Genomic DNA, 21,004 nt, shown 5'->3' with positions numbered 1-21,004 from the left:
GTCCTCCTCCGGGAGGGCGGCGGGGATTCCTGCTTGTATTGTGTGTGCAGCATCCGTCGGGCGGCCCTCCGCCCGACGGTCATCAGAGGAGGACGAGATGGCAGAGAACCCCAGGGCCCGCAAGTTGGCGGACCGCATCAAGGAAGTCATCGCCAAACGGCTCGACAAGGGCATCCGCGACCCGCGGCTCGGCTTCGTGACGATCACCGACGTACAGGTGACCGGCGACCTCCAGCACGCGAACGTGTTCTACACGGTGTACGGCTCCGACGAGGAACGCGCCGACACCTCGGCCGCGCTCGAGTCCGCCAAGGGCCTGCTGCGTGCCGAGATCGGCCGCAACATCAACACCCGGCTGACCCCGAGCCTCGACTTCTTCCTGGACGCGATCCCGGAGAACGCGCAGCACATCGAAGACCTGCTGCGCGAGGCGAAGAACCGCGACACCGAGGTGGCCGGGCTTGCCGCCGGTGCCGCCTACGCCGGCGACGAGGACCCCTACGTCAAGCCGCGCGACGTGGACGCCGAGGACTAGACACCTCGCACCAGCCCTTCGACAGGCTCAGGGACCGGGATTCCTTCATCCGGTCTCTGAGCCTGTCGACGTGCGCCCTCCGACAAGCTCAGGGACCAGGTGGGGCTCAGGGACCGGGTGGGGCTGAGGGACCGGGTGGGGCTGAGGGACCGGTCAGTCGTGGGGGAGCGCGTACCCGCCGTCGACGCGCACCGCGAGGCGGTCGGCGACCAGTCCGGCGAGTGCGCGGTCGAACTGCTCGCCGTCGGGCCAGAGCGCCCGGAGCTCCTCGTCCGTCAGCGAGCGGTGAGTCGAGCGGAGCTCGGCCATGATGATGCCCCGGACCTGTCGGTCGCTGCCCGCGAACTGCTTCTGCTTCGTCTTGACCGGTCCGTCGTAGGCCGGGTATCCCGCCGCGCGCCACGCGCACACCTCGCGGAGCGGACACTCCTCGCACCGCGGTGCTCGAGCCGTGCAGACCACCGCGCCGATCTCCATCAGCCCTGCGTTGAAGACGGCTGCCTCCGAGCGGGACTCCGGCAGGAGCGACTCCATGGCGGGGAGGTCCGCCTTGGCGTTCGGTGGGCCGGGCTCGCCTTGGCCGCGGACGGCTCGGGCGATGACCCGTCGGGTGTTCGTGTCCACTACCGGGTGCCGGTCCCCGTAGGCGAAGACGGCGACGGCGCGAGCGGTGTAGTCGCCGATGCCGGTGAGTGCCAGGAGCTGATCCACGTCCGACGGGACGATGCCGTCGTGCCGTTCGGCGATCTGGGTGGCCGCCGCATGGAGCCAGAGCGCTCGGCGCGGATAGCCGAGTCGGCCCCAGGCACGGACGGCCTCTGCCGGTGGTTCGGCCGCCAGGTCGACGGGCGTCGGCCAGCGCCCGAGCCACTCCTCGAGCCGCGGGATCACCCGGCTGACCTGCGTCTGCTGGAGCATGAACTCCGACACGAGCGTGCCCCAGGCGGGGAACCCCGGGCGTCGCCACGGGAGGTCGCGCGCGTTGGTGCGGAACCATGCCGTCACGAGCGGGGCGAGGACGGAGGGTTCGGGCGGCACCGCACCAGCCTACGATCCGCGCGGGTAGGCTCGGCGCCATGAAGCTCGTCACGACACCACGGATCGAGTTGCTCCGGCAGCTGCGAGACCAGTTCCAGCGGGACTACCCACGAGGCCGCACCCTCATCGCGGTGGACGGCGTCAGCGGCTCCGGCACGGCGGCGTTCGCCGACGGACTGGCCGAGGTGTTCGACGAGGCCGGACGCGCGGTGTTCCGCGCCTCGATCGACGACTTCCACCGTCCTCGCGAGGAACGGTACGCGCGGGGGCGGGACTCGGCCGAGGGCTACTGGCTCGACTCGTTCGACTATTCGCTGTTCCGCCGGGTGCTCGTCGAACCCTTCCGCCTGGCGGGCAGCGCCGGCTTCCAACTCGTCGGGTTCGACGAGCAGCGCGACGTCGGCGCTCCCTTGCGTTGGACGACCGGCCCGCAGGACGCCGTCCTCATCGTCGACGGCGTCTTCCTGAACCGTCCCGAGCTCCGCGGCCTCTGGCATGCGTCGGTCTGGCTCGACGTCCCGATGGCGACGGCCTACGAGCGGCTGCACGAGCGCCTCGGCGTCGACGGCGACCCGACGGTGCCGTCCAACGCGCGCTACGTGGGCGGGCAGGCGCTCTACCGCAAGGACGACGACCCGACCGCGCGGGCGACCGCCCTCGTGGACAACACGGACGAGCGGCACCCACGGCGGATCTTCGCCGACTTCTGCTGAGCGCCGCCGCCCAGGGGTGCTCCGGCCGCCCGGCGGTGCCGACCGCCGCTGGTACCGTTGCAAGGTGGTCGAGAACAGCACAGCAGCACCCGGGTCGGCGTCCGCCCGTCCCGGTATCCTCCTCATCGACAAACCGCAGGGGCACACCTCCCACGACGTGGTCGCCCGGGTGCGACGGCTCGCCGGCACGCGCAAGGTGGGGCATGCGGGAACGCTCGATCCCATGGCCACCGGGCTGCTCGTGTTGGGCACGCGCTCGTCGACCCGACTGCTGACGTTCATCGTCGGTCTCGACAAGGAGTACACGGCGACCATCCGCCTCGGCGAGGCGACCTCCACCGACGACGCCGAAGGTGAGGTCACCGAGCGCGCCGACCGGGCCGCGGTGGCAGCGGTGGACGACGATGCGATCATCGCCGCGATCCGTCCGCTGACGGGCGACATCGAGCAGGTGCCGAGCACGGTGAGCGCCATCAAGGTGGGCGGGAAGCGCGCCTACGCCCTGGCCCGCGAGGGGATCGAGGTGGAGCTGAAGTCCCGTGCGGTCACCGTCAGTGCGTTCGACGTGCTGGCCGTCCGTCGGGATGGTGCGGCCGTCGACGTCGACGTCCGGGTCGTCTGCTCCTCCGGCACCTACATCCGTGCCCTCGCCCGCGACCTGGGGGCTTCCCTCGGCGTCGGCGGCCATCTCACCGCGCTTCGCCGGACCCGGATCGGACCCTTCGACGTCACAGACGCGTCGACGATCGACGACCTCGACGTGGAGACGGCGCTGTTGCACCCGGCCGACGTCGCGAAGCGCCTGTTCGGTGCCCTCGAGCTCACGGAGCAGGAGGCGGTCGACCTCGGCCACGGGAAGCGGCTCGAACGCGAGCTGCCGGCCGGCCACACCGGTCCGATCGCCGCCGTCGCACCGGAGGGCCGACTGGTGGGGCTCGTCGAGCGCCGTGGCGGTTCGCTCAAGTCGGTCGTGAACTTCCCGGCGGAGGAATCGGCATGATCGAGTGGTTCACCCTCGCCCAGATCGCGGTCGCGGTCGTGGCCGGGCTCCTCTGCATCGTGCTCGGGTTCGCCGGGCGCGCGCCGAACGACCTGACGATGGGGGCGACGGCACTGGTCGAGGTCCTCCTCATCGCGCAGTTGGTGGTGGCGATCGCCGCGCCCGCGTTCGGGAACACCGCCACGGGGAGTGTGCCCGAGTTCTACACCTACCTCGTCTCCGCGATGATCCTGCCGATCGCCGGCGGGTTCTGGGCGCTCGTCGAGCGCACCCGATGGTCGACGGTCGTCCTCGGCGTCGTCTGTCTCGCGATCGCGGTGATGCTCTACCGCATGGAGCAGATCTGGACCGTCCAGCTCGGCTGACCGTCGGCGCACCGACGGCGGTTGAGGACGACGGCACCGCAGCTCGCGTGACCGTCGCGAAGTGTCTGGGCGAGGGCCTGCGTCGCATAGAATCGTCGGGTCATGCCTCTCCCCACCACCGCTCCAGCCCGCCCACGCGTCCGTGGTGTCGGGGTCGTGCTCGTCGCCGTCTACGGCATCCTGGCGCTCGCCGCCACCGGCCGGTCCGTGGTGCAGATCACGACCAAGTTCGACGAGGCGCCACTGGCCTATCTGCTCTCGGCCGTCGCCGCGGTGGTGTACATCCTGGCGACCGTCTCGCTCGTCGCTCCAGGCGCCGTCTGGCGGCGGATCGCCTGGGCCACGATCTCCTTCGAGCTCGCCGGGGTCCTGATCGTCGGCCTGCTGAGCCTGCTCGATCCCGAGCTGTTCCCCCACGACACGGTCTGGTCCGGCTTCGGCCGCGGTTATGTCTACATCCCGCTCGTCCTCCCGGTCCTCGGACTGTGGTGGTTGGCCGGACATCGGCGTACCGACAAATGATCACGTTCACCGAGCTCGACCAGGTCCCCGACGCGTTCGGACCGTCGGCCGTCACCATCGGCAAGTTCGACGGCGTCCACACGGGTCACCGCGCGGTCGTCGCCGCGCTCCTCGAGGAGGCCGCGGCAGCCGGTCTCAGCTCCGTCGCCGTCACCTTCGACCGCAACCCGCTGAGTCTCATCAACCCCGACCGCTGCCCGGCGTCGCTCGTGAGCAACGAGCAGAAGCTCGGTCTCCTGGCGGACGCCGGGGTCGACGCGGCCCTGCTGCTGCGCTTCGACCAGACACTGGCCCAGCTCACGCCGGAGGAGTTCGTCACCTCGATCCTCGTCGGAGCATTGCACGCCAGGACGGTGCTCGTCGGCGAAGACTTCCGTTTCGGCCATCGCGGCCTCGGAACAGTCGCCACGCTCGAGTCGTTCGGTGAGGTCTACGGCTTCTCCGTGCGCGTCGTCGACGACGTCCGTCCCGGCGGCGGGCGTCGGGTGTCGTCCACCTGGATCCGCGAACTCCTCGAGGAGGGTGACGTCCGCGAGGCGTCGCGACTCCTCGGTCGTCCGCCCGGTGTGCGGGGCGTCGTCGTCCACGGTGCCAAGCGTGGCCGGGAACTCGGCTTCCCGACCGCCAACCTGTCTCCCGATTCGCAGGGTCTCATCCCCGCGGACGGCGTGTACGCGGGTTGGCTGTTCTGGCGAGGACGTCGGTATCCGGCGGCGATCTCGGTCGGGAACAACCCGACCTTCGACGGCGTCCCGCAGAAGCAGGTCGAGGCCTACGTCCTCGACGAGACCGATCTCGACCTCTACGACGACGAGGTCGAGGTGCAGTTCGTCGAGCGCATCCGCGGCATGGTCGCGTTCACCGGGATCGAGCCGCTCATCGTGCAGATGACCGACGACGTCGAGCGCGCGCGCCGGATGCTGTCCTAGTGGGTCCGCGTCCCCTGTTGCGGGGGAGGGCCCTCGCGCTCGTCGGTATCGTGCTGGTCGCGGCGAACCTCCGCACGGCCGTCACCTCGCTGTCGCCGATCTTCGCCGAGATCGACGGCGACATCGGCGTGGGGTCGGTCGGGCTGGGGCTCCTCGGGATGCTGCCGCCACTGTGCTTCGCCCTCTTCGGCGTCTTCACCCCGCGACTCGTGCGTCGGCTGCACCTCGAGCCGGTGCTGCTCATCGCACTCGGGTCGATCGTGGCCGGGCACCTCATGCGCTCGCTCGCCCCCGACTTCGCCGTCCTCGCGATCGGGAGTGCGCTCTGCTTCGCCGGGATCGGCATCGGCAACGTCGTGCTCCCGCCGCTGGTCAAGAAGTACTTCCCCGACCGCGTCGGCCTCGTCACCTCCCTCTATGCGACGGTCCTGTCGGTCAGCACGTTCATCCCGCCGCTGATCGCCGTACCGGTCGCCGATGCCGCGGGTTGGCAGGTGTCGCTCGGGGTGTGGTCCATCGTCGCCATGCTCGCCGTGCTGCCCTGGATCACGCTCATCGTCCGGGAGCGTCGGGATGCCCGGGCTGCCGCCGCGACGGACCCCGAGATCGAGGAGGTGCCCCGCGCCGGGCGCGTCCACGTCCACCGCTCGCCGATCGCGTGGGCCATCGCGGCGGTGTTCGCCACCTCCTCGCTGAACGCCTACGCGATGTTCACCTGGCTCCCCACCATCGTCGGTGACATCGCCGGCGTCACCCCGGCCCAGGGCGGCCTGCTGCTCTCGCTCTTCTCCGCGATGGGTGTCCCGGCGAGCCTGATCGTCCCGATGCTCGTCGCGAGGCTGCGGAACGTCGCCGTCCTCGTCTACGTCGCGAGCGCGTGCTTCGTGCTCGGCTATCTCGGGCTGCTCCTGTGGCCGGCGACGCTCACATGGCTGTGGGTGCTGCTTGCCGGACTCGGCCCGCTGCTGTTCCCGCTCGCCCTCGTGCTCATCAACCTGCGGACGGCGACTCACGAGGGCGCGGTCGCGCTGAGCGGCTTCGTGCAGAGCGTCGGCTACACCCTCGGTGCACTCGGCCCCCTGGTCGTGAGCCTGTTGCACGCCGTGACCGGATCGTGGACCGTCCCGTTGCTGCTCCTGCTGGCCACGGGCGCGCTGTGCGCCATCGCCGGCCGTATCACCGGCCGACCGACGACGATCGAGGCAGACCTCGCAGCACGCGGTCGCTGACCGGTCTGTTTCGACCTCCGGACGGATCCCCGGCGACGATGCGCATCCGCGCACCGGCCTCTGCTCATCTGAGCATGGGTACCAACAGGCGTTGTCCGGGTGGTGACGGCGTCCTAGGCTGGAGACGATCCGGAGGAGGCCCGAGGTGATCGAAAGCGACGAGCTGCTCGCGGTGCGCGCCGCGGAGCTGTACTACGACGAGACGAAGACCCAGGACGAGATCGGCGCGCTGCTCGGCATCACGCGGTGGAAGGTCGGTCGGCTCCTCGCCCAAGCCCGCGAACTCGGCTACATCCGCATCGAGATCGTGCACCCGCGCGCGCGTCGCCTCCCACTCGAACGGGCGCTCCGCGAGCGCTTCGGACTCGTGGACGCGGTCGTCGTGCCGAGCCCGAGCGACAGTGCCGACCTCCACGAACGCGTCGCTCGCGCGGCGGCCGACTACCTCGGCGCCATGCGACCGGTACCGCGGACGCTGGGCGTGAGCTGGGGGAGGACGCTGCGCGACATCGCCGACCACCTGTCCGACGGCTGGGCGACGGGGCTCTCCGTCGTGCAGATCAACGGCGGTGTGAGCCTCAACCAGCGCGTCGGCACCGCGGCCGCCACGGCTGCACGGATCGCCGAGAAGGGCCGTGGCGACGTCACCCTGCTCCCGAGCCCGGCGATCTTCGAGCGCCTGGAGACGAAGCTGAGCATCGAGTCGGACCGCACCGTCGCGGAGGTGCTCCGCACGGCCGCAGCGGCCGACACCTACCTGTACGGTGCCGGCGTGGCCGGGCCCGACTCCGCCCTCGTCCACAGCGGATACCTCACGGCCGCGGACGTCGACGTCCTGGTCGCACGCGGTGCCGTCGGGGACGTCGTCGGGCGCTACATCGACGCCGAGGGCATGATCGTCGACCCCACACTCGACGAGCGCACGGTCGGGCTCGGACTCGAAGCGCTCCGGCGTGCCGGTCGCAGCATCGCGGTCATCGCCGGAGCCCAGAAGCACGCCGTCGCGAGAGCCGTCGTCAGCAGCGGCCTCTGCACCGTGCTCGTCACCGACGAGGCGACCGCGACGGCACTGCTCGCCGACCACGAACCATCATCCGCCAAGCAGCACACCCCGGAGCAGGATCTGCTCGGAAGGAACGCACCATGACCACTCCACCAGGCGACCTCGTGGCGAAGCCGACGGCGCTCGAACTCGTCGACGGCCCCGTCACCGACGCCAGCCTCAGACGCTACCTCGACGGCCTCGCGGGCGTCGACGCCGTCGGGCTCGAACAGCGCGCAGCGGACCTCGGCACTCGCTCGATCAAGACGACGTCGAAGGCCTGGGCCCTCGACCGCATCATCGAACTCATCGACCTCACCACCCTGGAGGGCGCCGACACCCCCGGCAAGGTGCGCTCCCTCGTGGCCAAGGCGATCACCCCGGACGCCGGGGATCCGTCCACCCCGCGCGTCGCCGCGGTCTGCGTCTACGGCGACATGGTGCCGTACGCCGTCGAGGCGCTCGGCGCGGCGCACACGCAGCCGGGTGCGGCACACGACGCCGGCGGGATCAACGTCGCGGCGGTCGCGACGGCCTTCCCGAGCGGACGCGCCTCCCTCGCGGTCAAGCTGGCCGACACGGCCGATGCCGTCGACGCCGGAGCGGACGAGATCGACATGGTCATCGACCGGGGTGCGTTCCTCTCCGGCCGGTACGGCCAGGTCTTCGACGAGATCGTCGCGGTCAAGGAGGCCTGCCGTCGGAGCGACGGCACCTCGGCGCACCTCAAGGTCATCCTCGAGACCGGCGAGCTGAACACCTACGACAACGTGAAGCGCGCCTCCTGGCTCGCCATCCTCGCGGGCGGCGACTTCATCAAGACGTCCACCGGCAAGGTCGCGCCCGCCGCGACCCTCCCGGTGACCCTCCTCATGCTCGAGGTCGTCCGGGACTGGCACCGCCTCACCGGTGAGCAGATCGGTGTGAAGCCCGCCGGCGGCATCCGTTCCTCGAAAGACGCGATCAAGTACCTCGTGACCGTCGCGGAGACCGTCGGCGAGGAGTGGCTCCAGCCGCACCTGTTCCGCTTCGGTGCCTCGAGCCTCCTCAACGACGTGCTCCTGCAGCGTCAGAAACTCACCACCGGCCACTACTCCGGCCCCGACTACGTCACCATCGACTAGGACATCATGAGCTTCCTCGAATACGCACCAGCCCCGGAGTCCACCTCCGTCCTCCACCTCCGTTCCGAGTACGGCCTCTTCATCGACGGCGAGTTCACCGAGGGCACGGGTGGGACCTTCCAGACGATCTCCCCGAGCACCGAGCAGTCGATCGCGACGATCTCCGCGGCGAGTGACGCCGACGTCGATCGCGCCGTCGTCGCCGCGCGGCGTGCCTACGACCGCGTGTGGTCGAAGCTGTCGGGCGCCGACCGCGGCAAGTACCTCTTCCGGATCGCGCGCCTCGTCCAGGAGCGCGCCCGCGAGCTCGCCGTGGCGGAGAGCCTCGACAACGGCAAGCCGATCAAGGAGTCCCGCGACGTCGACGTCCCGCTCGTCGCCGCCTGGTTCTTCTACTACGCCGGTTGGGCCGACAAGCTCGACTACGCGGGCCTCGGCGCGAACCCCCGTGCCCTCGGCGTGGCCGGGCAGGTCATCCCGTGGAACTTCCCGCTCCTCATGCTCGCGTGGAAGGTCGCACCGGCGCTCGCCGCAGGCAACACGGTCGTCATCAAGCCGGCCGAGACCACGCCGCTCACGGCGCTCATCTTCGCCGAGATCCTCCAGCAGGCCGAGCTGCCGGCCGGTGTCGTGAACATCGTCACGGGTGCCGGAGCGACCGGGGCGGCGATCGTGCGCCACCCCGACGTCAACAAGGTCGCCTTCACCGGGTCGACCGCCGTCGGGCGCGAGATCGCGAAGACCATCGCCGGCAGCGACAAGCGCCTGACGCTCGAGCTCGGTGGCAAGGCCGCGAACATCGTGTTCGACGACGCCCCCATCGACCAGGCGATCGAAGGCATCGTCAACGGCATCTTCTTCAACCAGGGTCACGTCTGCTGCGCCGGATCCCGGCTCCTCGTCCAGGAGAGCATCCACGACGAGGTCGTCGACCGCTTGAAGAGCCGTCTGCAGACGCTGCGCGTCGGCGACCCGCTCGACAAGAACACGGACGTCGGCGCGATCAACTCCGCCGAGCAGTTGGCCCGCATCCGCGAGCTCTCGGACATCGGCGAGCTCGAAGGCGCCGAACGGTGGAGCCCGGACTGCGAGCTGCCCGAGAACGGGTTCTGGTTCGCGCCGACGATCTTCACGAACGTGTCCACCAGTCACCGGATCGCCCGCGAGGAGATCTTCGGGCCGGTGCTCTCGGTCATGTCCTTCCGGACGCCCGCGGAGGCCATCGCGAAGGCGAACAACACCCCGTACGGACTGTCGGCCGGGATCTGGAGCGACAAGGGCAGCCGGATCCTCGCGGTCGCGGACAAGCTCCGCGCCGGCGTCATCTGGGCGAACACCTTCAACCGGTTCGATCCAGCCAGCCCGTTCGGCGGGTACCAGGAGTCGGGGTACGGCCGCGAGGGTGGTCGCCACGGGCTCGGTGCCTACCTCGCGCCGGCCGGTTCCGCACTGTCCGCCCCCACCGCGGCTCCCAAGGCTGCCAAGAAGGGAGCCCAGCGATGAGCCGGCTCACCATCCCGAAGACCTACAAGCTCGCCATCGGCGGCAAGTTCCCACGCAGCGAATCCGGAAGGACGTACGAGGTGACGAACGCCAAGGGGGAGTTCCTCGCGAACGCATCGCTCGCCTCGCGGAAGGACGCCCGCGACGCGGTCGTCGCCGCACGATCGGCACTCGCCGGTTGGTCGGGTGCCACCGCCTACAACCGGGGCCAGGTGCTGTACCGCATCGCCGAGCTGCTCGAGGGTCGGCGGGCGCAGTTCATCGAGGAGATCCTCCAAGCCGAAGGCGTCTCGCAGGCGAAGGCCGCAGCACAGGTCGACGAGGCCATCGACCTCTGGGTCTGGTACGCGGGCTGGGCGGACAAGTACGTCCAGGTGGTCGGGGGAGCGAACCCCGTCTCGGGTCCGTACTTCAACCTCTCGGTTCCGGAGCCGACGGGCGTCGTCGCGCTCATCGCGCCGCAGGACTCGTCGCTCCTCGGATTCGTGAGCGTCGTCGCTCCAGCGCTGGTCGCGGGGAACACGGTCGTCGTGATCGCGAGCGAGCGCCTGCCGCTCTCGTCGATCAGCCTCGCCGAGGTGCTCGCCACGAGTGACGTCCCCGGCGGCGTCGTGAACGTGCTGACCGGATCGCCGGCTGAGATGGCTCCGTGGCTCGCATCGCACGCCGACGTCAACGCGATCGACCTCGCCGGCGCCGGTGAGCTCGACTGGATCGAGCTCGAGGTCCTCGCGGCCGAGACGCTCAAGCGCGTGGTCCGCCCGAACGGTTCCCGGGGCTCAGTCCCCGCGAGTCTCGACCGGATCACCGCGTTCACCGAGGTGAAGACCGTCTGGCACACGAAGGCGCTCCTGTAGCGACTCGTGGCACCCGCGTGGTGCTTGCACAGCGGCGCCCGGCTGTACAGCCGGGCGCCGCTGTCGTCGACGGGTCGTAACGTTGCACCCATGACCGAATCATCGACTCCGAAGCGCGTGCTCGTCACGGGTGCCACCGGCTACATCGGCGGGCGGCTCGTGCCGCGGCTGCTGGAGGCCGGATACACGGTCCGGGTGCTCGTGCGCTCGCCGCAGAAGCTCACCGACGTGCCCTGGCGCGATCAGGTGGAGGTCGTCGAGGGTGATCTCGGTGACGCGGCTCAGGTCGCATCGGCCTGCGTGGACGTCGACGTCGTCTACTACCTCGTGCACTCCATGGGTGGCAAGGGCGACTTCGAGCAGACGGAGCTCGACGCCGCGGAGCACGTGGCCGCCGGCGCTGCCGCGGCAGGGGTGTCGCGCATCGTCTACCTCGGTGGCCTGCACCCCGAGGGCGTCGAGCTGTCGAAGCACCTGCGGTCCCGCACCGAGGTCGGGCGGATCCTGCTCGCCTCGGGCGTTCCGACGATCGTCCTGCAGGCCGGCGTGGTCATCGGTTCGGGATCGACCTCCTTCGAGATGATCCGCCATCTGACGGACATCCTGCCGTACATGCCGGCGCCGCGCTGGGTCCGGAACTTCATCCAGCCGATCGCGGTCCGTGACGTCCTGCACTACCTGCTGGCGAGCGCCGAGGTCGACCGCGACGTGAACCGGGCCTTCGACATCGGCGGCCCCGACGTCCTCCGGTACGGACAGATGATGAACGGCTACGCGGTCGAGGCCGGCCTCCCGCAGCGCCCGATCGCGCCGCTCCCGGTCCTCACCCCTTGGTTGGCCTCGCAGTGGGTGAACCTCGTGACCCCGATCCCGCGCCGGCTCGCGTCGCCGATCATCGAGTCGCTGCTCGTCGACTGCGTCATGGGCGACCACGACATCGACGCGGTCATCCCGCCGCCGGAGGGCGGTCTGACGGGGTACCGACGCGCGGTGCGCCTCGCGCTGCAGCGCATGCGCGACGGTGAGGTCGAGACCTCCTGGCGGAACGCGACCGTGGACGGCGCGCCGAGCGACCCGCTGCCGAGCGACCCCGACTGGGCCGGACACACCGTCTACATCGATCTCAAGGAACGGAAGACCTCCGCGGGCGCCGACCGCCTCTTCTCGGTCATCGAGTCCATCGGCGGCGAGAACGGGTGGTACTCCTTCCCGCTGGCGTGGGCGATCCGTGGGTGGATGGACAAGCTCGTCGGTGGTGTCGGGTTGCGACGTGGTCGCGACGATCCGCAGCACCTCAGCGTGGGGGACGCGCTCGACTTCTGGCGCGTGGAGTACCTGGAACGCGGTCGGATGCTGCGCCTGCGCGCCGAGATGCGCGTGCCCGGTCTGGCGTGGCTGGAGATGAGCGCGACCCCGGTCGGCGACGGCTCGGTCTACCGGCAGCGCGCCGTCTTCTTCCCGAAGGGGCTCGGCGGACGCCTCTACTGGTTCGCGATCCTGCCGTTCCATGGGGTCATCTTCAACGGGATGGCGAACCGCATCACGGAGGCGGCGGTCGCGCTGCCGTCCGAGACCTCGGCCCAGCGGAAGAGCCGGGTGGGGCCGGTGTCTCCGGAGGAGCACGAGGCGGTCGACTCCGCCGAGGCGGACATGCAGGCCTCACGACCCACCCCGGAGGCCGCGGAGTAGCGTGGGCTTATCCTTCGTCTGAAACGCGAAAAAGCATCCAGGGAGGACAGTCTCGGCAATAGACCCGGCACGAATATCGACATCAAATCTTGTTTCTTCCGTGCACGACGAGGGCGAGTTACGTGGATCGATACATTTGATTACAGACTGGCAAGCCAGCCCTGGTAGGACGTGGGACCTAAGCCCGGCACGACTGCCGAAGGTAGGCGAACTCAAACAACTCCCAAAGCGCAATATTCGCTTTTGAACGAGCCTGTTATCACTCAAATCCGGACCGGTCAATTGTCCAGTGATCCTGTGAACCTCTAATGGGTAGTCTTAACCTGCTTGAGGTCCTGTTCGAAGCGCTGGAGTTCGGCTTGGCCGTCGATCGTGTCATGAAGCCATATTCGCCAGACACGTTCACGAAGAGTTGTTAGAGCGAAGCCGAGCGCCAATGCAATCTCGGAAACTTGCCGATGAGGATCCTCCCCGCGATGTCGTGTGAGTTCGCTTGACACGCGGTCTCGGTCGATATCCTCTCCAAGATCAACATCGCTTCTCCCGAGGACATCCAATACAATCTCCTCGGGAGACTGCTCTCCAGGTAGTGCGATCATATTGCCGGAGATGCCATGCTTCCGCTCGTCGCCATCAATGACCCCCCAGATAGATACGTCAGCATCACTACTAACGGGGAACTTTGCAACTTGCCTCACCTTTGCGGAGTCGCCGACCTTCCAAATTGCCGACACGTCAGCATGTTCAAAGTCAACCAGATAGAGCATCATGCCAAGCCATTGTCGAGCGGCTTCATCTTCGACCCCGAATATAATCTCCCGCTGTGGACTCAAACGGAGAACACGCCAGAGCTGGTGTCGAGTTGCCTTCGCGATATGGCTAACCCTGTTCTGATCGCTCTCCAAGACTATGATTCGTTCCATGGGGATTGAAACCAAGCTCAGATAGGAGTGGGATGTGACGAAGCACTGAGTAGATCGCGCGTGTGACTGAGTCGCGATCATGTCAAATGCCCTCATGCTAGTACTTGGTGCAAGAAAGGCGTCAGGCTCGTCCATGAGTAGGACTCCGTCTTTCTCGGCGGTCGACAAGGCCCAATATAGGGAGAGGACGCTCAGTTCCCCTTGGCTCATGGACAATGAATTTCGCACTCGTCCTTGCGAATCCTCGATCTCAAAGTAAGGAGTCACGTCCTCACGAAACTCCTGAGCGAGATCGATTGAAGGGTGCGCTGATCTGAGGGTTTCCTCCGCGCTCGTGTCATCTGTCGAGTCGAGCTCGAATATTCTTATTGAGCTGATATTTTCACTTAAAACGTAAGAGAGAAGGCGTACGTCTTTCTCTGTCACTGTCCTTGCGCCGGACTGTGCAAGTCGTTCGTCAAGTGCGTCATCCTTGGACAGCGATCGGACTTGTCGCTGAATGTTCCATGTCGCGTCAAAATAGGCAACAGCTTTAGGCGGTAGATCTTGAACTAATACCGTCTCACAATCCCCGCGCAATGACCTGGTCAGAGATGATAGAAGCCTGGTCTTGCCGCTACTGTTGGGCCCACAAAAAACCGTGATCCCACCAGTCACTTCGACCTCTGAGTCCGTGAATCCGGATATGGACTGAGTGCAGATCCGAGTCACGGAGTGCGTGGGGTCCCAGTCGGGACCTACACGACGCCAGGCGTCAGCCCGCGCAGCCGCCTTCATCGCAGGGTCCCCCACGACTTCGGAGCCTCTAGGAAGTCGAGGACTAATGCATCTGAGAAGTCTGCGTGCTCCTCAATTTCTAAGAGCGGGCTTATCTCGGATGCTAGCGGGAAGGCTTCGCTATTGCTCCACTGTGCCTTACACACTCGCCATATACATACATCTCTTGCGACAACGGACAGAACATCCGCAACGCGAAGACTGGCGCGATCCGCAAACAACTGAGCGTAGACTTCGATGACATTCGAACGCGGTTCTGAACTTTCTCGAATGGTCCGGAGATTGGCTCTGTACATCTCGAGTGCGTAGAGAGCATCATCTACGTCGACGTGTGAGAGGCCTGGCGTCATGAATTTGCGAGCCAGCGCGAGGGACCAGCTGATCAGCGATGCTTTGTTAAGACGATTCACTCGACCGGTTAGGCGAGGCGAGGCTTGGCCGATATGAGCGATGACAGCTCTGGTGATCTCGAGGGTAGATTGCGAGAATCCGGCTTCAGACCGATAGCGCTTTTCGATCGTGGAGGAAGTTAGAGTGTGACGCAAGTTCTGAATTTCTGTATATTCGCATAGGCGGGCGATAACGTCATCGTAGGCTAAGCGTGTATTTTCGAAACCCAGTGATTCCTTAGACCAGCCCGACGAGGTTGCCGCTGCCACGAGCTCCTTTACTTGCTCGCGTGCTCCACCGACTAGGGCATTTCGCTTCTCGGCCTGAGTGAGGCCAGTTGGCAAGTTAAGTCGAAAGAAGAGTTCGTACGGCTCTGCGGGATCGTACTCATACAAGCGGTATGAAGATACTTTGAAGCTCAGGATCCTGCGCTGTGTTGATTCATCCAGCTCGGTGAATTTAAGTCCCGTATATTGTTCCAGCTTGGGATCTAGTGGTTCGAAGCGAGCTACACGGAAGCGGTCATCTAGGAAGTCGATCATCGCATTTAAACGCTGCTGCCCGTCGAGGACGGCGAGCCTGTGATCCTCAAGTACGAGAAGGTGGATCGCGGGCACTGCCCATCCTCGCAGGATTGTGTCAACTAGCTTCTGTTGCTTTGCAATCGGCCATACGCTTCCGCGCTGGAAATCAGGCTGGAGGTCGAGATCTCGCTCGCGTACGCGATCGCGCAGGGTCCTCAGGTCTGGCTCCCAGGGTTCGAGTTTCATTTGCGCCCAATCCGTTTCATGTGGTCACACGCTAACCTAGCGTCAAGCTCAGGGGGAACGCATACTTGCCGGGTCCGCGTGTGCGTTGCATGGTGAATCCCGCGATCGGTTGCGCCCGAGCCATTTTGGACTGTTCCGACACGGGTATGGCTGATCGATTAGGCCGTAACGCCGCGCTTCCGTGTGGGTGTCCTTGCTGATTGTCGGCATCCTGGGGTGTTCTACCTCTCAAACGTCGGCAGAATCATCCCGCTTATTCAGCGACCCCGGTCGGCGACGGCTCGGTCTACCGGCAGCGCGCCGTCTTCTTCCCGAAGGGGCTCGGCGGACGCCTCTACTGGTTCGCAATCCTGCCCTTCCACGGGATCATCTTCAACGGGATGGCGAACCGCATCACGGAGGCGGCCGTCGCGCTGCCGTCCGAGACCCCTGCCCAACGGAAGAGCCGCGTCGGTCCGGTGTCGCCGGAGGAGCACGAGGCCGCGGACGCAGCCGAGGCCGACATGCAGGCTTCACGACCCACGCCGGAGGTCGCGGAGTAGCGTGGGCGCATGAGCGAACCCACCGTCGTCACCGTCACCGGAGCCGGAGGCCAGATCGGCTACTCCCTGCTCTTCCGCATCGCGTCAGGTCAGCTGCTGGGGTCTGACCGGCCCGTCGTCCTGCGCCTGCTCGAGATCCCGCAGGGTCTCGGAGCGGCCGAGGGGACGGCATTGGAACTGCAGGACTGCGCGTTCCCGCTCCTGGCCGGGGTGGAGGCGACGACCGAGATGTCGCGCGCCTTCGACGGGGTGGACGTCGCCCTGCTCGTCGGTGCCCGTCCACGTGGTCCGGGCATGGAGCGAGCCGACCTCCTCGCGGCCAACGGCGGGATCTTCGCACCGCAGGGCGCGGCGATCGGAGCCGGTGCGGCCGACGACGTGCGCGTCCTGGTGGTCGGCAACCCGGCCAACACGAACGCACTCATCGCGCAGTCGGCCGCCGCCGGGGTGCCGGCCGAACGGTTCACCGCCCTGACCCGACTCGACCACAACCGCGCCGTCGCGCAGTTGGCCGCCAGGACCGGCGCACCCGTGTCCGAGATCGACGGCGTCGTGGTCTGGGGCAATCACTCGGCGACCCAGGTGCCGGACCTCTCCCACGCGACGGTCGGTGGTCGTCCTGCCCTCGAACTCGTCGACGAGGAGTGGATCGCCGACGAGTTCATCCCGCGGGTGGCGAAGCGCGGTGCGGAGATCATCGCGGTCCGGGGCTCGTCGTCCGCCGCCTCGGCCGCTGCCGCCGCCATCGATCACGTGCATGACTGGGTGAACGGCACGGCGACCCCGGGCCGGCCGGAGCGCTGGACGTCCGTGGCGCTCCCCTCGGAGGGCTGGTACGGCGTGCCGGAGGGGCTCGTGAGTTCGTTCCCGGCCCGCTCGGTCGACGGACGCTGGGAGGTGGTCGAGGGACTCGACATCGCGCCCGTCTGGCAGCGGCGCATCGACGCTTCGGTGGCGGAACTGGAGGAGGAGCGGGCGGCGGTGCGGGCGCTCGGCCTGCTCGGCTGACCCGGCGACCCCGTCCCCTGGACGGTTGCAAGGGGTACCCCCTGGGGGTATAGTGAAGGCTTCGATCCACTGAGGAGCACGCATGTCCGAGACCACCGCAACAACCACCTATCGCGTCGACGGCATGACCTGCGCGCACTGTGTGTCCGCTGTCACGACCGAGCTATCCGCGCTCTCCGGCGTCGACGGGGTCGCCGTGGATCTCGACGCGGGGACGGTCACGGTCTCGGGTGCCTCGTCGACCGACGACGCGGCCGTCGCGGCCGGCGTCCAGGAAGCCGGCTACACCCTCGTGGGTCGTCGCTGATGAGCGCTCCACTCATCCAGCTCGACCTCGACATCGAGGGCATGACCTGCGCGAGTTGCGTGGCACGCGTCGAGAAGCGGCTGACCGCGCTCGACGGTGTCGAGGCGCAGGTCAACCTCGCGACCGAACGGGCGACGGTGACCGCGCCCTCCACCGTCACCGCGGACGAGCTGGTCGCGGCCGTCGCGAAGGCCGGCTACACGGCGACGGTGCGTCCGCCCGCTGACGAACGCGCCGCGGCGAACCGGGAGCAGACTCCGACGTCGGGAACGACGTCCGACCCCTCGGCGACCGTGACGACGCTCCGTACCCGCCTCGTCGTCAGTGCGGTGCTGGCGTTGCCCGTCGTGCTGCTCGCGATGATCCCCGCCTGGCAGTTCGACCACTGGCAGTGGCTCTCGCTGACCCTCGCGACGCCGGTCGTCTTCTGGGGTGGGTACCCGTTCCACCGGGCGACGTTCGTGACGCTGCGGCATGGCTCGGTGACGATGGACACCCTCATCACGCTCGGGACGGGGGCCGCGTACCTGTGGTCCGTCTGGGCGCTCTTCTTCGGCATGGCCGGGATGACGGGCATGCGGCACGAGTTCACCTTCTTCGCACCCGACGCCGACCCGTCGAGCGCGCTGTACCTCGAGGTGGCCGCCGGCGTGACCGTCTTCCTGCTCGCCGGCCGCCTCATCGAGCAGCGGTCGAAGCGTGCCGCCGGCGAGGCACTCCGCGACCTCATGACGCTGGGCGCCTCCGAGGTCTCCGTGCTCCGGCACCGTGCGCCGGACCCCACCGACCTCATGGCGCCCACCCGCACCGAGGAACGGATCCCGATCGAGCAGCTGCTCGTCGGAGACCACTTCCTCGTGCGTCCCGGCGAGTCCGTCGCCACCGACGGAATCGTCGTCGAGGGGGCGGCGAATGTCGACGAGAGTCTCGTGACGGGGGAGTCCGTCCCGGTCGAGCTCACGGCAGGCTCGCGGGTCATCGGTGGCACGATCGCACGCGGCGGCAGTCTCGTCGTGCGGGCGACGGCCGTCGGCGCCGAGACGCAGCTGGCGCGCATGGCTCAGGCGGTCGAGGCGGCGCAGCTCGGGAAGAGCCGGGTCCAACGGCTCGCCGACCGCGTCTCGAGCGTGTTCGTCCCGGTCGTCCTGGTGATCGCCCTCGGCACCGCCATCGTGTGGGCGCTCACCGGCTCGACCATGGAGGCGGCGTTCACCGCCGCGGTCGCCGTCCTCATCATCGCCTGCCCGTGTGCGCTGGGGCTCGCGACACCGGTGGCCCTCCTCGTCGGGACGGGGCGTGGCGCGCAGCTCGGCATCCTCATCGCCGGTCCGGAGGCGCTCGAGCGGGCGAGCGGCATCGACCGCATCGTGCTCGACAAGACGGGGACCGTCACGTCCGGGCGGATGAGTGTCACGGAGGTCTGGGCGTCCGGTGCGACGGATGAGGTGCTCGCCCTCGGCGCGGCGCTCGAAGCGGCCTCCGAGCACCCCATCGCCGAGGCGATCGTCGCCGAAGCGACCCGCCGCGATGCAGCTCGTCCGGTGGTCTCGGACTTCGCGAGCCTCGAGGGGCTCGGCGTCACCGGCACGATCAACGGAGGAACCGTGTTGGCCGGACGTCCCGCCTTCGCGGAGGACCAGGGCTTCCGCATCGGACCGGACGCGGCGAGCGCCCTGGCTGCAGCCGCGGAGCGTGCGAGCACCGTGGTGGTCGTCGCCTGGGACGTCGAGGTCCGCGGCGTCGTCGAGGTCGCCGACACCGTGAAGCCGGAGGCCCGCGCCGCCATCGGACACGCCGTGTCCCTGGGGATGACACCGGTGCTCCTCACCGGCGACAACGCGGCCGTCGCAGCGCGGGTCGCGGGGGAGATCGGGATCACCGAGGTGATCGCGGACGCGAGCCCCTCCGACAAGGTCGCCGCCGTCGAACGGCTCCAGGCGGCCGGTCACCGCGTCGCGATGATCGGCGACGGGGTGAACGACGCCGCGGCGATCGCCACGGCCGATCTCGGCATCGCCATGGGGACGGGTACGGATGCGGCCAAGGGCGCAGCCGACCTCAGCATCGTCTCCGGTTCCCTCGCCACGGCGATCGACGCCGTCCGGCTCTCCCGGCGGACGCTCGGGATCATCCGCGGCAACCTGTTCTGGGCGTTCGCCTACAACGTGGCGGCGATCCCGCTCGCTGCGCTCGGCCTCCTCAACCCGATGATCGCGGGTGCGGCGATGGCGTTCTCCAGCGTGTTCGTCGTGCTCAACAGCCTGCGCCTCCGCCGGTTCCGTCCGGCCGCCTGAGGTTACCCGTCGACCGGTGGGCTGCGGCGGATACACTGTCCGCAGAACCGGTCGACGTGGATGGGTGGTGGTGAGGTGTCCAGTCCGTGGCTGGCGGCCCCGGCGCATGCCGAAGCGCAGCGCGGACTCGTCCGACGGCTCGTCCGCGAGTCGTGGGAACGGTCGATGGGCCGTCACCTCGACCCGGACAACCTCATGCCGGAGCTCGCCTTCGACGAGGACGAGTTGCGCGACCACCGGCTCGGGCACCCGCTCGCCGGCGTCCTCCCGGTGATCACCAAGCTGCTGGTCAACGACGCGGACGACGACTCCGGCATGCTCGTCGCGGTGGGCGACGCCATGGGCAGACTGCTCTGGGTGGACGGCGACCGTCATCTGCGGCGACGGGCGGAGGGCATGCTCTTCGTCGAGGGTGCCGGGTGGTCGGAGCGGGAGGTGGGGACGAGCGCCCCGGGCACCGCGCTCGAACTCGACCACGGCATCCAGATCCACGCGGCCGAGCACTTCAACCGCCTCGTGCACCCGTGGAGCTGCACGGCGGTCCCGGTGCACGATCCCGAGACCCGGCAGATCATCGGCGTGATCGACATCACCGGTGGCCCGCAGGCGGTCGCCTCGCATGCGCTGCCGCTCATGGAGGCGACCGCCGCCGCCGTCGAGTCCGAGATCATGGTGCAGCGGCTGCGCGCGGTCGCCGACCGCCGGTTCGCCGGTCGCCCACGCACGGACACAGCCCGCCGGACGACCACGGTGCGGCCCGGCCTGCAGGTGCTCGGCCGTGACACCGGCCTGCTGGTCGGACACGGGGCGAGTCGACCGACCGAGCTCAGCCGACGGCACGCCGAGATCCTGACCCTGCTGGCCTGGCACCACCAGGGCCTGAGCGCCGACGCGCTCGCCGGGCTGCTCTACGACGCGGACGAGGCGGCGGTCACCCTCCGGGCGGAGCTGGTCCGGCTGCGGAAGGTGCTCGGCGGGACCGCGCCGACACTCGTGCCGGCCTCGCGGCCGTACCGGCTCACCACCCCGCTCCAGCTCGACGCCCACCAGGTGCTGTCCCTCCTCGACCGCGGCGCCCACCGCGCAGCGCTCGCCGCGTACCCGGGCCCGCTCCTGCCGGACTCCACCGCCCCCGGTGTCGTCGACCTCCGCGACCGGGTCGCGACGCGCCTCCGCGAGGCGATGCTGACCGACGCCTCGGCGGACCTGCTGCACGACTACATCCGGACCGCGGCCGCGCCCGACGACGTCGAGGTCCTGCACGCCTGCCTCCGACTGCTGCCGCCGCGGTCACCGAAGCGCGCTGGCCTCGTCGCCCGCATCGAGGCGATCGACGCCGAGCTCTCGGCGCCCTGACGGCCGATCCGGTCCGCGGTCCTCGGCGCAACCTCCTGCAACCTCGGGCCGACTAGCGTCGACGGCACGCACCTGAGCGGTGCGCCACCGA

Annotated in this window: 19 protein-coding genes and 1 pseudogene; 17 read left to right on the top strand and 3 right to left on the bottom strand. The window is 68.4% G+C overall.

The features are described from left to right. Nucleotides 1-97: 97 nt before the first annotated feature. Nucleotides 98-535 carry a 30S ribosome-binding factor RbfA gene (gene rbfA, locus GV015_RS15205; RefSeq protein ID WP_079707157.1) on the top strand — a complete coding sequence of 146 codons (438 nt, stop codon included), beginning with the start codon at nucleotides 98-100 and terminating at the stop codon, nucleotides 533-535. Nucleotides 536-688: 153 nt separating this feature from the next. Here rbfA and GV015_RS15200 read toward each other — a convergent pair whose 3' ends face one another. Then, nucleotides 689-1,573, bottom strand: a complete 885-nt coding sequence (locus GV015_RS15200) for an A/G-specific adenine glycosylase (protein WP_236555487.1) — start codon at nucleotides 1,571-1,573, stop codon at nucleotides 689-691. 38 nt (nucleotides 1,574-1,611) lie between these two features. On the opposite strand from GV015_RS15200, the gene GV015_RS15195 reads away from it, so the two are divergent. The 11 genes from GV015_RS15195 to GV015_RS15145 all read left to right on the top strand — a co-directional run bounded on the left by GV015_RS15195 (nucleotide 1,612) and on the right by GV015_RS15145 (nucleotide 12,546). Further along, nucleotides 1,612-2,286: a uridine kinase gene (locus tag GV015_RS15195; RefSeq protein WP_159879151.1), complete on the top strand. Its 675-nt coding sequence runs from the start codon at nucleotides 1,612-1,614 to the stop codon at nucleotides 2,284-2,286. Between the two features lie 64 nt (nucleotides 2,287-2,350). Then, nucleotides 2,351-3,286 carry a tRNA pseudouridine(55) synthase TruB gene (truB, locus tag GV015_RS15190; protein ID WP_159879149.1) on the top strand — a complete coding sequence of 312 codons (936 nt, stop codon included), beginning with the start codon at nucleotides 2,351-2,353 and terminating at the stop codon, nucleotides 3,284-3,286. Next, the gene (locus tag GV015_RS15185; protein ID WP_064294504.1) at nucleotides 3,283-3,651 is read left to right on the top strand and encodes a hypothetical protein; all 369 of its coding nucleotides are present in this window, start codon (nucleotides 3,283-3,285) and stop codon (nucleotides 3,649-3,651) included. Before truB ends, GV015_RS15185 begins: the two co-directional genes overlap by 4 nt. Before the next feature lie 102 nt (nucleotides 3,652-3,753). Further along, complete coding sequence (locus tag GV015_RS15180; protein WP_124769560.1) at nucleotides 3,754-4,173, top strand: hypothetical protein; 420 nt, start codon at nucleotides 3,754-3,756, stop codon at nucleotides 4,171-4,173. Then, the gene (locus GV015_RS15175; RefSeq protein WP_079707151.1) at nucleotides 4,170-5,102 is read left to right on the top strand and encodes a bifunctional riboflavin kinase/FAD synthetase; all 933 of its coding nucleotides are present in this window, start codon (nucleotides 4,170-4,172) and stop codon (nucleotides 5,100-5,102) included. The genes GV015_RS15180 and GV015_RS15175 overlap by 4 nt, the downstream gene beginning before the upstream one ends. Beyond that, the gene (locus GV015_RS15170) at nucleotides 5,102-6,331 is read left to right on the top strand and encodes an MFS transporter (RefSeq protein WP_159879147.1); all 1,230 of its coding nucleotides are present in this window, start codon (nucleotides 5,102-5,104) and stop codon (nucleotides 6,329-6,331) included. Before GV015_RS15175 ends, GV015_RS15170 begins: the two co-directional genes overlap by 1 nt. 145 nt (nucleotides 6,332-6,476) lie before the next feature. Then, complete coding sequence (locus GV015_RS15165) at nucleotides 6,477-7,478, top strand: sugar-binding transcriptional regulator (RefSeq protein WP_124769558.1); 1,002 nt, start codon at nucleotides 6,477-6,479, stop codon at nucleotides 7,476-7,478. Next, on the top strand, nucleotides 7,475-8,497 hold the full coding sequence (gene deoC / locus GV015_RS15160) for a deoxyribose-phosphate aldolase (protein WP_071262338.1): 1,023 nt from the start codon (nucleotides 7,475-7,477) through the stop codon (nucleotides 8,495-8,497). The genes GV015_RS15165 and deoC overlap by 4 nt, the downstream gene beginning before the upstream one ends. Nucleotides 8,498-8,503: 6 nt before the next feature. Next, on the top strand, nucleotides 8,504-10,000 hold the full coding sequence (locus tag GV015_RS15155) for an aldehyde dehydrogenase family protein (RefSeq protein WP_159879145.1): 1,497 nt from the start codon (nucleotides 8,504-8,506) through the stop codon (nucleotides 9,998-10,000). Beyond that, nucleotides 9,997-10,857, top strand: coding sequence for an aldehyde dehydrogenase (locus tag GV015_RS15150; RefSeq protein WP_159879143.1), 861 nt, complete (start codon nucleotides 9,997-9,999; stop codon nucleotides 10,855-10,857). The genes GV015_RS15155 and GV015_RS15150 overlap by 4 nt, the downstream gene beginning before the upstream one ends. A 90-nt stretch (nucleotides 10,858-10,947) precedes the next feature. Continuing rightward, complete coding sequence (locus GV015_RS15145; protein WP_159879141.1) at nucleotides 10,948-12,546, top strand: SDR family oxidoreductase; 1,599 nt, start codon at nucleotides 10,948-10,950, stop codon at nucleotides 12,544-12,546. 305 nt (nucleotides 12,547-12,851) lie between these two features. Here the strand turns inward: GV015_RS15145 and GV015_RS15140 are convergent, their stop codons facing one another. Together GV015_RS15140 and GV015_RS15135 are read right to left on the bottom strand one after the other, a co-directional pair. Continuing rightward, nucleotides 12,852-14,246 carry an ATP-dependent endonuclease gene (locus GV015_RS15140; protein ID WP_236555589.1) on the bottom strand — a complete coding sequence of 465 codons (1,395 nt, stop codon included), beginning with the start codon at nucleotides 14,244-14,246 and terminating at the stop codon, nucleotides 12,852-12,854. Beyond that, nucleotides 14,243-15,406: a DUF262 domain-containing protein gene (locus tag GV015_RS15135; RefSeq protein ID WP_159879137.1), complete on the bottom strand. Its 1,164-nt coding sequence runs from the start codon at nucleotides 15,404-15,406 to the stop codon at nucleotides 14,243-14,245. Before GV015_RS15135 ends, GV015_RS15140 begins: the two co-directional genes overlap by 4 nt. A gap of 260 nt (nucleotides 15,407-15,666) precedes the next feature. Between GV015_RS15135 and GV015_RS15130 the strand changes: the two are divergent. The 5 genes and pseudogenes from GV015_RS15130 to GV015_RS15110 form a co-directional block, all read left to right on the top strand. Beyond that, a pseudogene (locus GV015_RS15130) lies at nucleotides 15,667-15,948 on the top strand (DUF2867 domain-containing protein); the annotation flags it as partial. A gap of 9 nt (nucleotides 15,949-15,957) precedes the next feature. Then, nucleotides 15,958-16,956 carry a malate dehydrogenase gene (locus GV015_RS15125; protein WP_159879133.1) on the top strand — a complete coding sequence of 333 codons (999 nt, stop codon included), beginning with the start codon at nucleotides 15,958-15,960 and terminating at the stop codon, nucleotides 16,954-16,956. An 82-nt stretch (nucleotides 16,957-17,038) separates the two neighbouring features. Beyond that, complete coding sequence (locus GV015_RS15120; protein WP_159879131.1) at nucleotides 17,039-17,263, top strand: heavy-metal-associated domain-containing protein; 225 nt, start codon at nucleotides 17,039-17,041, stop codon at nucleotides 17,261-17,263. Further along, entirely contained in the window at nucleotides 17,263-19,557 is a 2,295-nt protein-coding gene (locus tag GV015_RS15115; protein ID WP_159879129.1) for a cation-translocating P-type ATPase, read from the top strand. Before GV015_RS15120 ends, GV015_RS15115 begins: the two co-directional genes overlap by 1 nt. A 75-nt stretch (nucleotides 19,558-19,632) precedes the next feature. After that, nucleotides 19,633-20,913, top strand: coding sequence for a GAF domain-containing protein (locus GV015_RS15110; RefSeq protein ID WP_159879127.1), 1,281 nt, complete (start codon nucleotides 19,633-19,635; stop codon nucleotides 20,911-20,913). Nucleotides 20,914-21,004 lie beyond the last annotated feature (91 nt).

The organism is Plantibacter sp. T3 (assembly GCF_902506515.1).
GTDB classification, from domain to species: Bacteria; Actinomycetota; Actinomycetes; order Actinomycetales; family Microbacteriaceae; genus Plantibacter; species Plantibacter auratus.
The sequence above is the reverse complement of the archived record's forward strand: the minus strand, read 5'-3'. Positions and strand labels throughout refer to the sequence as shown.

What these genes read in the sequence shown, in the direction of transcription:
- rbfA (WP_079707157.1), top strand. Translation starts at nt 98, where the DNA reads ATGGCAGAGAACCCCAGGGCCCGCAAGTTGGCGGACCGCATCAAGGAA.
- GV015_RS15155 (WP_159879145.1), top strand. Translation starts at nt 8,504, where the DNA reads ATGAGCTTCCTCGAATACGCACCAGCCCCGGAGTCCACCTCCGTCCTC.
- GV015_RS15135 (WP_159879137.1), bottom strand. Translation starts at nt 15,406, where the DNA reads ATGAAACTCGAACCCTGGGAGCCAGACCTGAGGACCCTGCGCGATCGC.
- deoC (WP_071262338.1), top strand. Translation starts at nt 7,475, where the DNA reads ATGACCACTCCACCAGGCGACCTCGTGGCGAAGCCGACGGCGCTCGAA.
- GV015_RS15185 (WP_064294504.1), top strand. Translation starts at nt 3,283, where the DNA reads ATGATCGAGTGGTTCACCCTCGCCCAGATCGCGGTCGCGGTCGTGGCC.
- GV015_RS15120 (WP_159879131.1), top strand. Translation starts at nt 17,039, where the DNA reads ATGTCCGAGACCACCGCAACAACCACCTATCGCGTCGACGGCATGACC.
- GV015_RS15140 (WP_236555589.1), bottom strand. Translation starts at nt 14,246, where the DNA reads ATGAAGGCGGCTGCGCGGGCTGACGCCTGGCGTCGTGTAGGTCCCGAC.
- GV015_RS15115 (WP_159879129.1), top strand. Translation starts at nt 17,263, where the DNA reads ATGAGCGCTCCACTCATCCAGCTCGACCTCGACATCGAGGGCATGACC.
- GV015_RS15145 (WP_159879141.1), top strand. Translation starts at nt 10,948, where the DNA reads ATGACCGAATCATCGACTCCGAAGCGCGTGCTCGTCACGGGTGCCACC.
- GV015_RS15150 (WP_159879143.1), top strand. Translation starts at nt 9,997, where the DNA reads ATGAGCCGGCTCACCATCCCGAAGACCTACAAGCTCGCCATCGGCGGC.
- GV015_RS15195 (WP_159879151.1), top strand. Translation starts at nt 1,612, where the DNA reads ATGAAGCTCGTCACGACACCACGGATCGAGTTGCTCCGGCAGCTGCGA.
- GV015_RS15175 (WP_079707151.1), top strand. Translation starts at nt 4,170, where the DNA reads ATGATCACGTTCACCGAGCTCGACCAGGTCCCCGACGCGTTCGGACCG.
- GV015_RS15180 (WP_124769560.1), top strand. Translation starts at nt 3,754, where the DNA reads ATGCCTCTCCCCACCACCGCTCCAGCCCGCCCACGCGTCCGTGGTGTC.
- GV015_RS15125 (WP_159879133.1), top strand. Translation starts at nt 15,958, where the DNA reads ATGAGCGAACCCACCGTCGTCACCGTCACCGGAGCCGGAGGCCAGATC.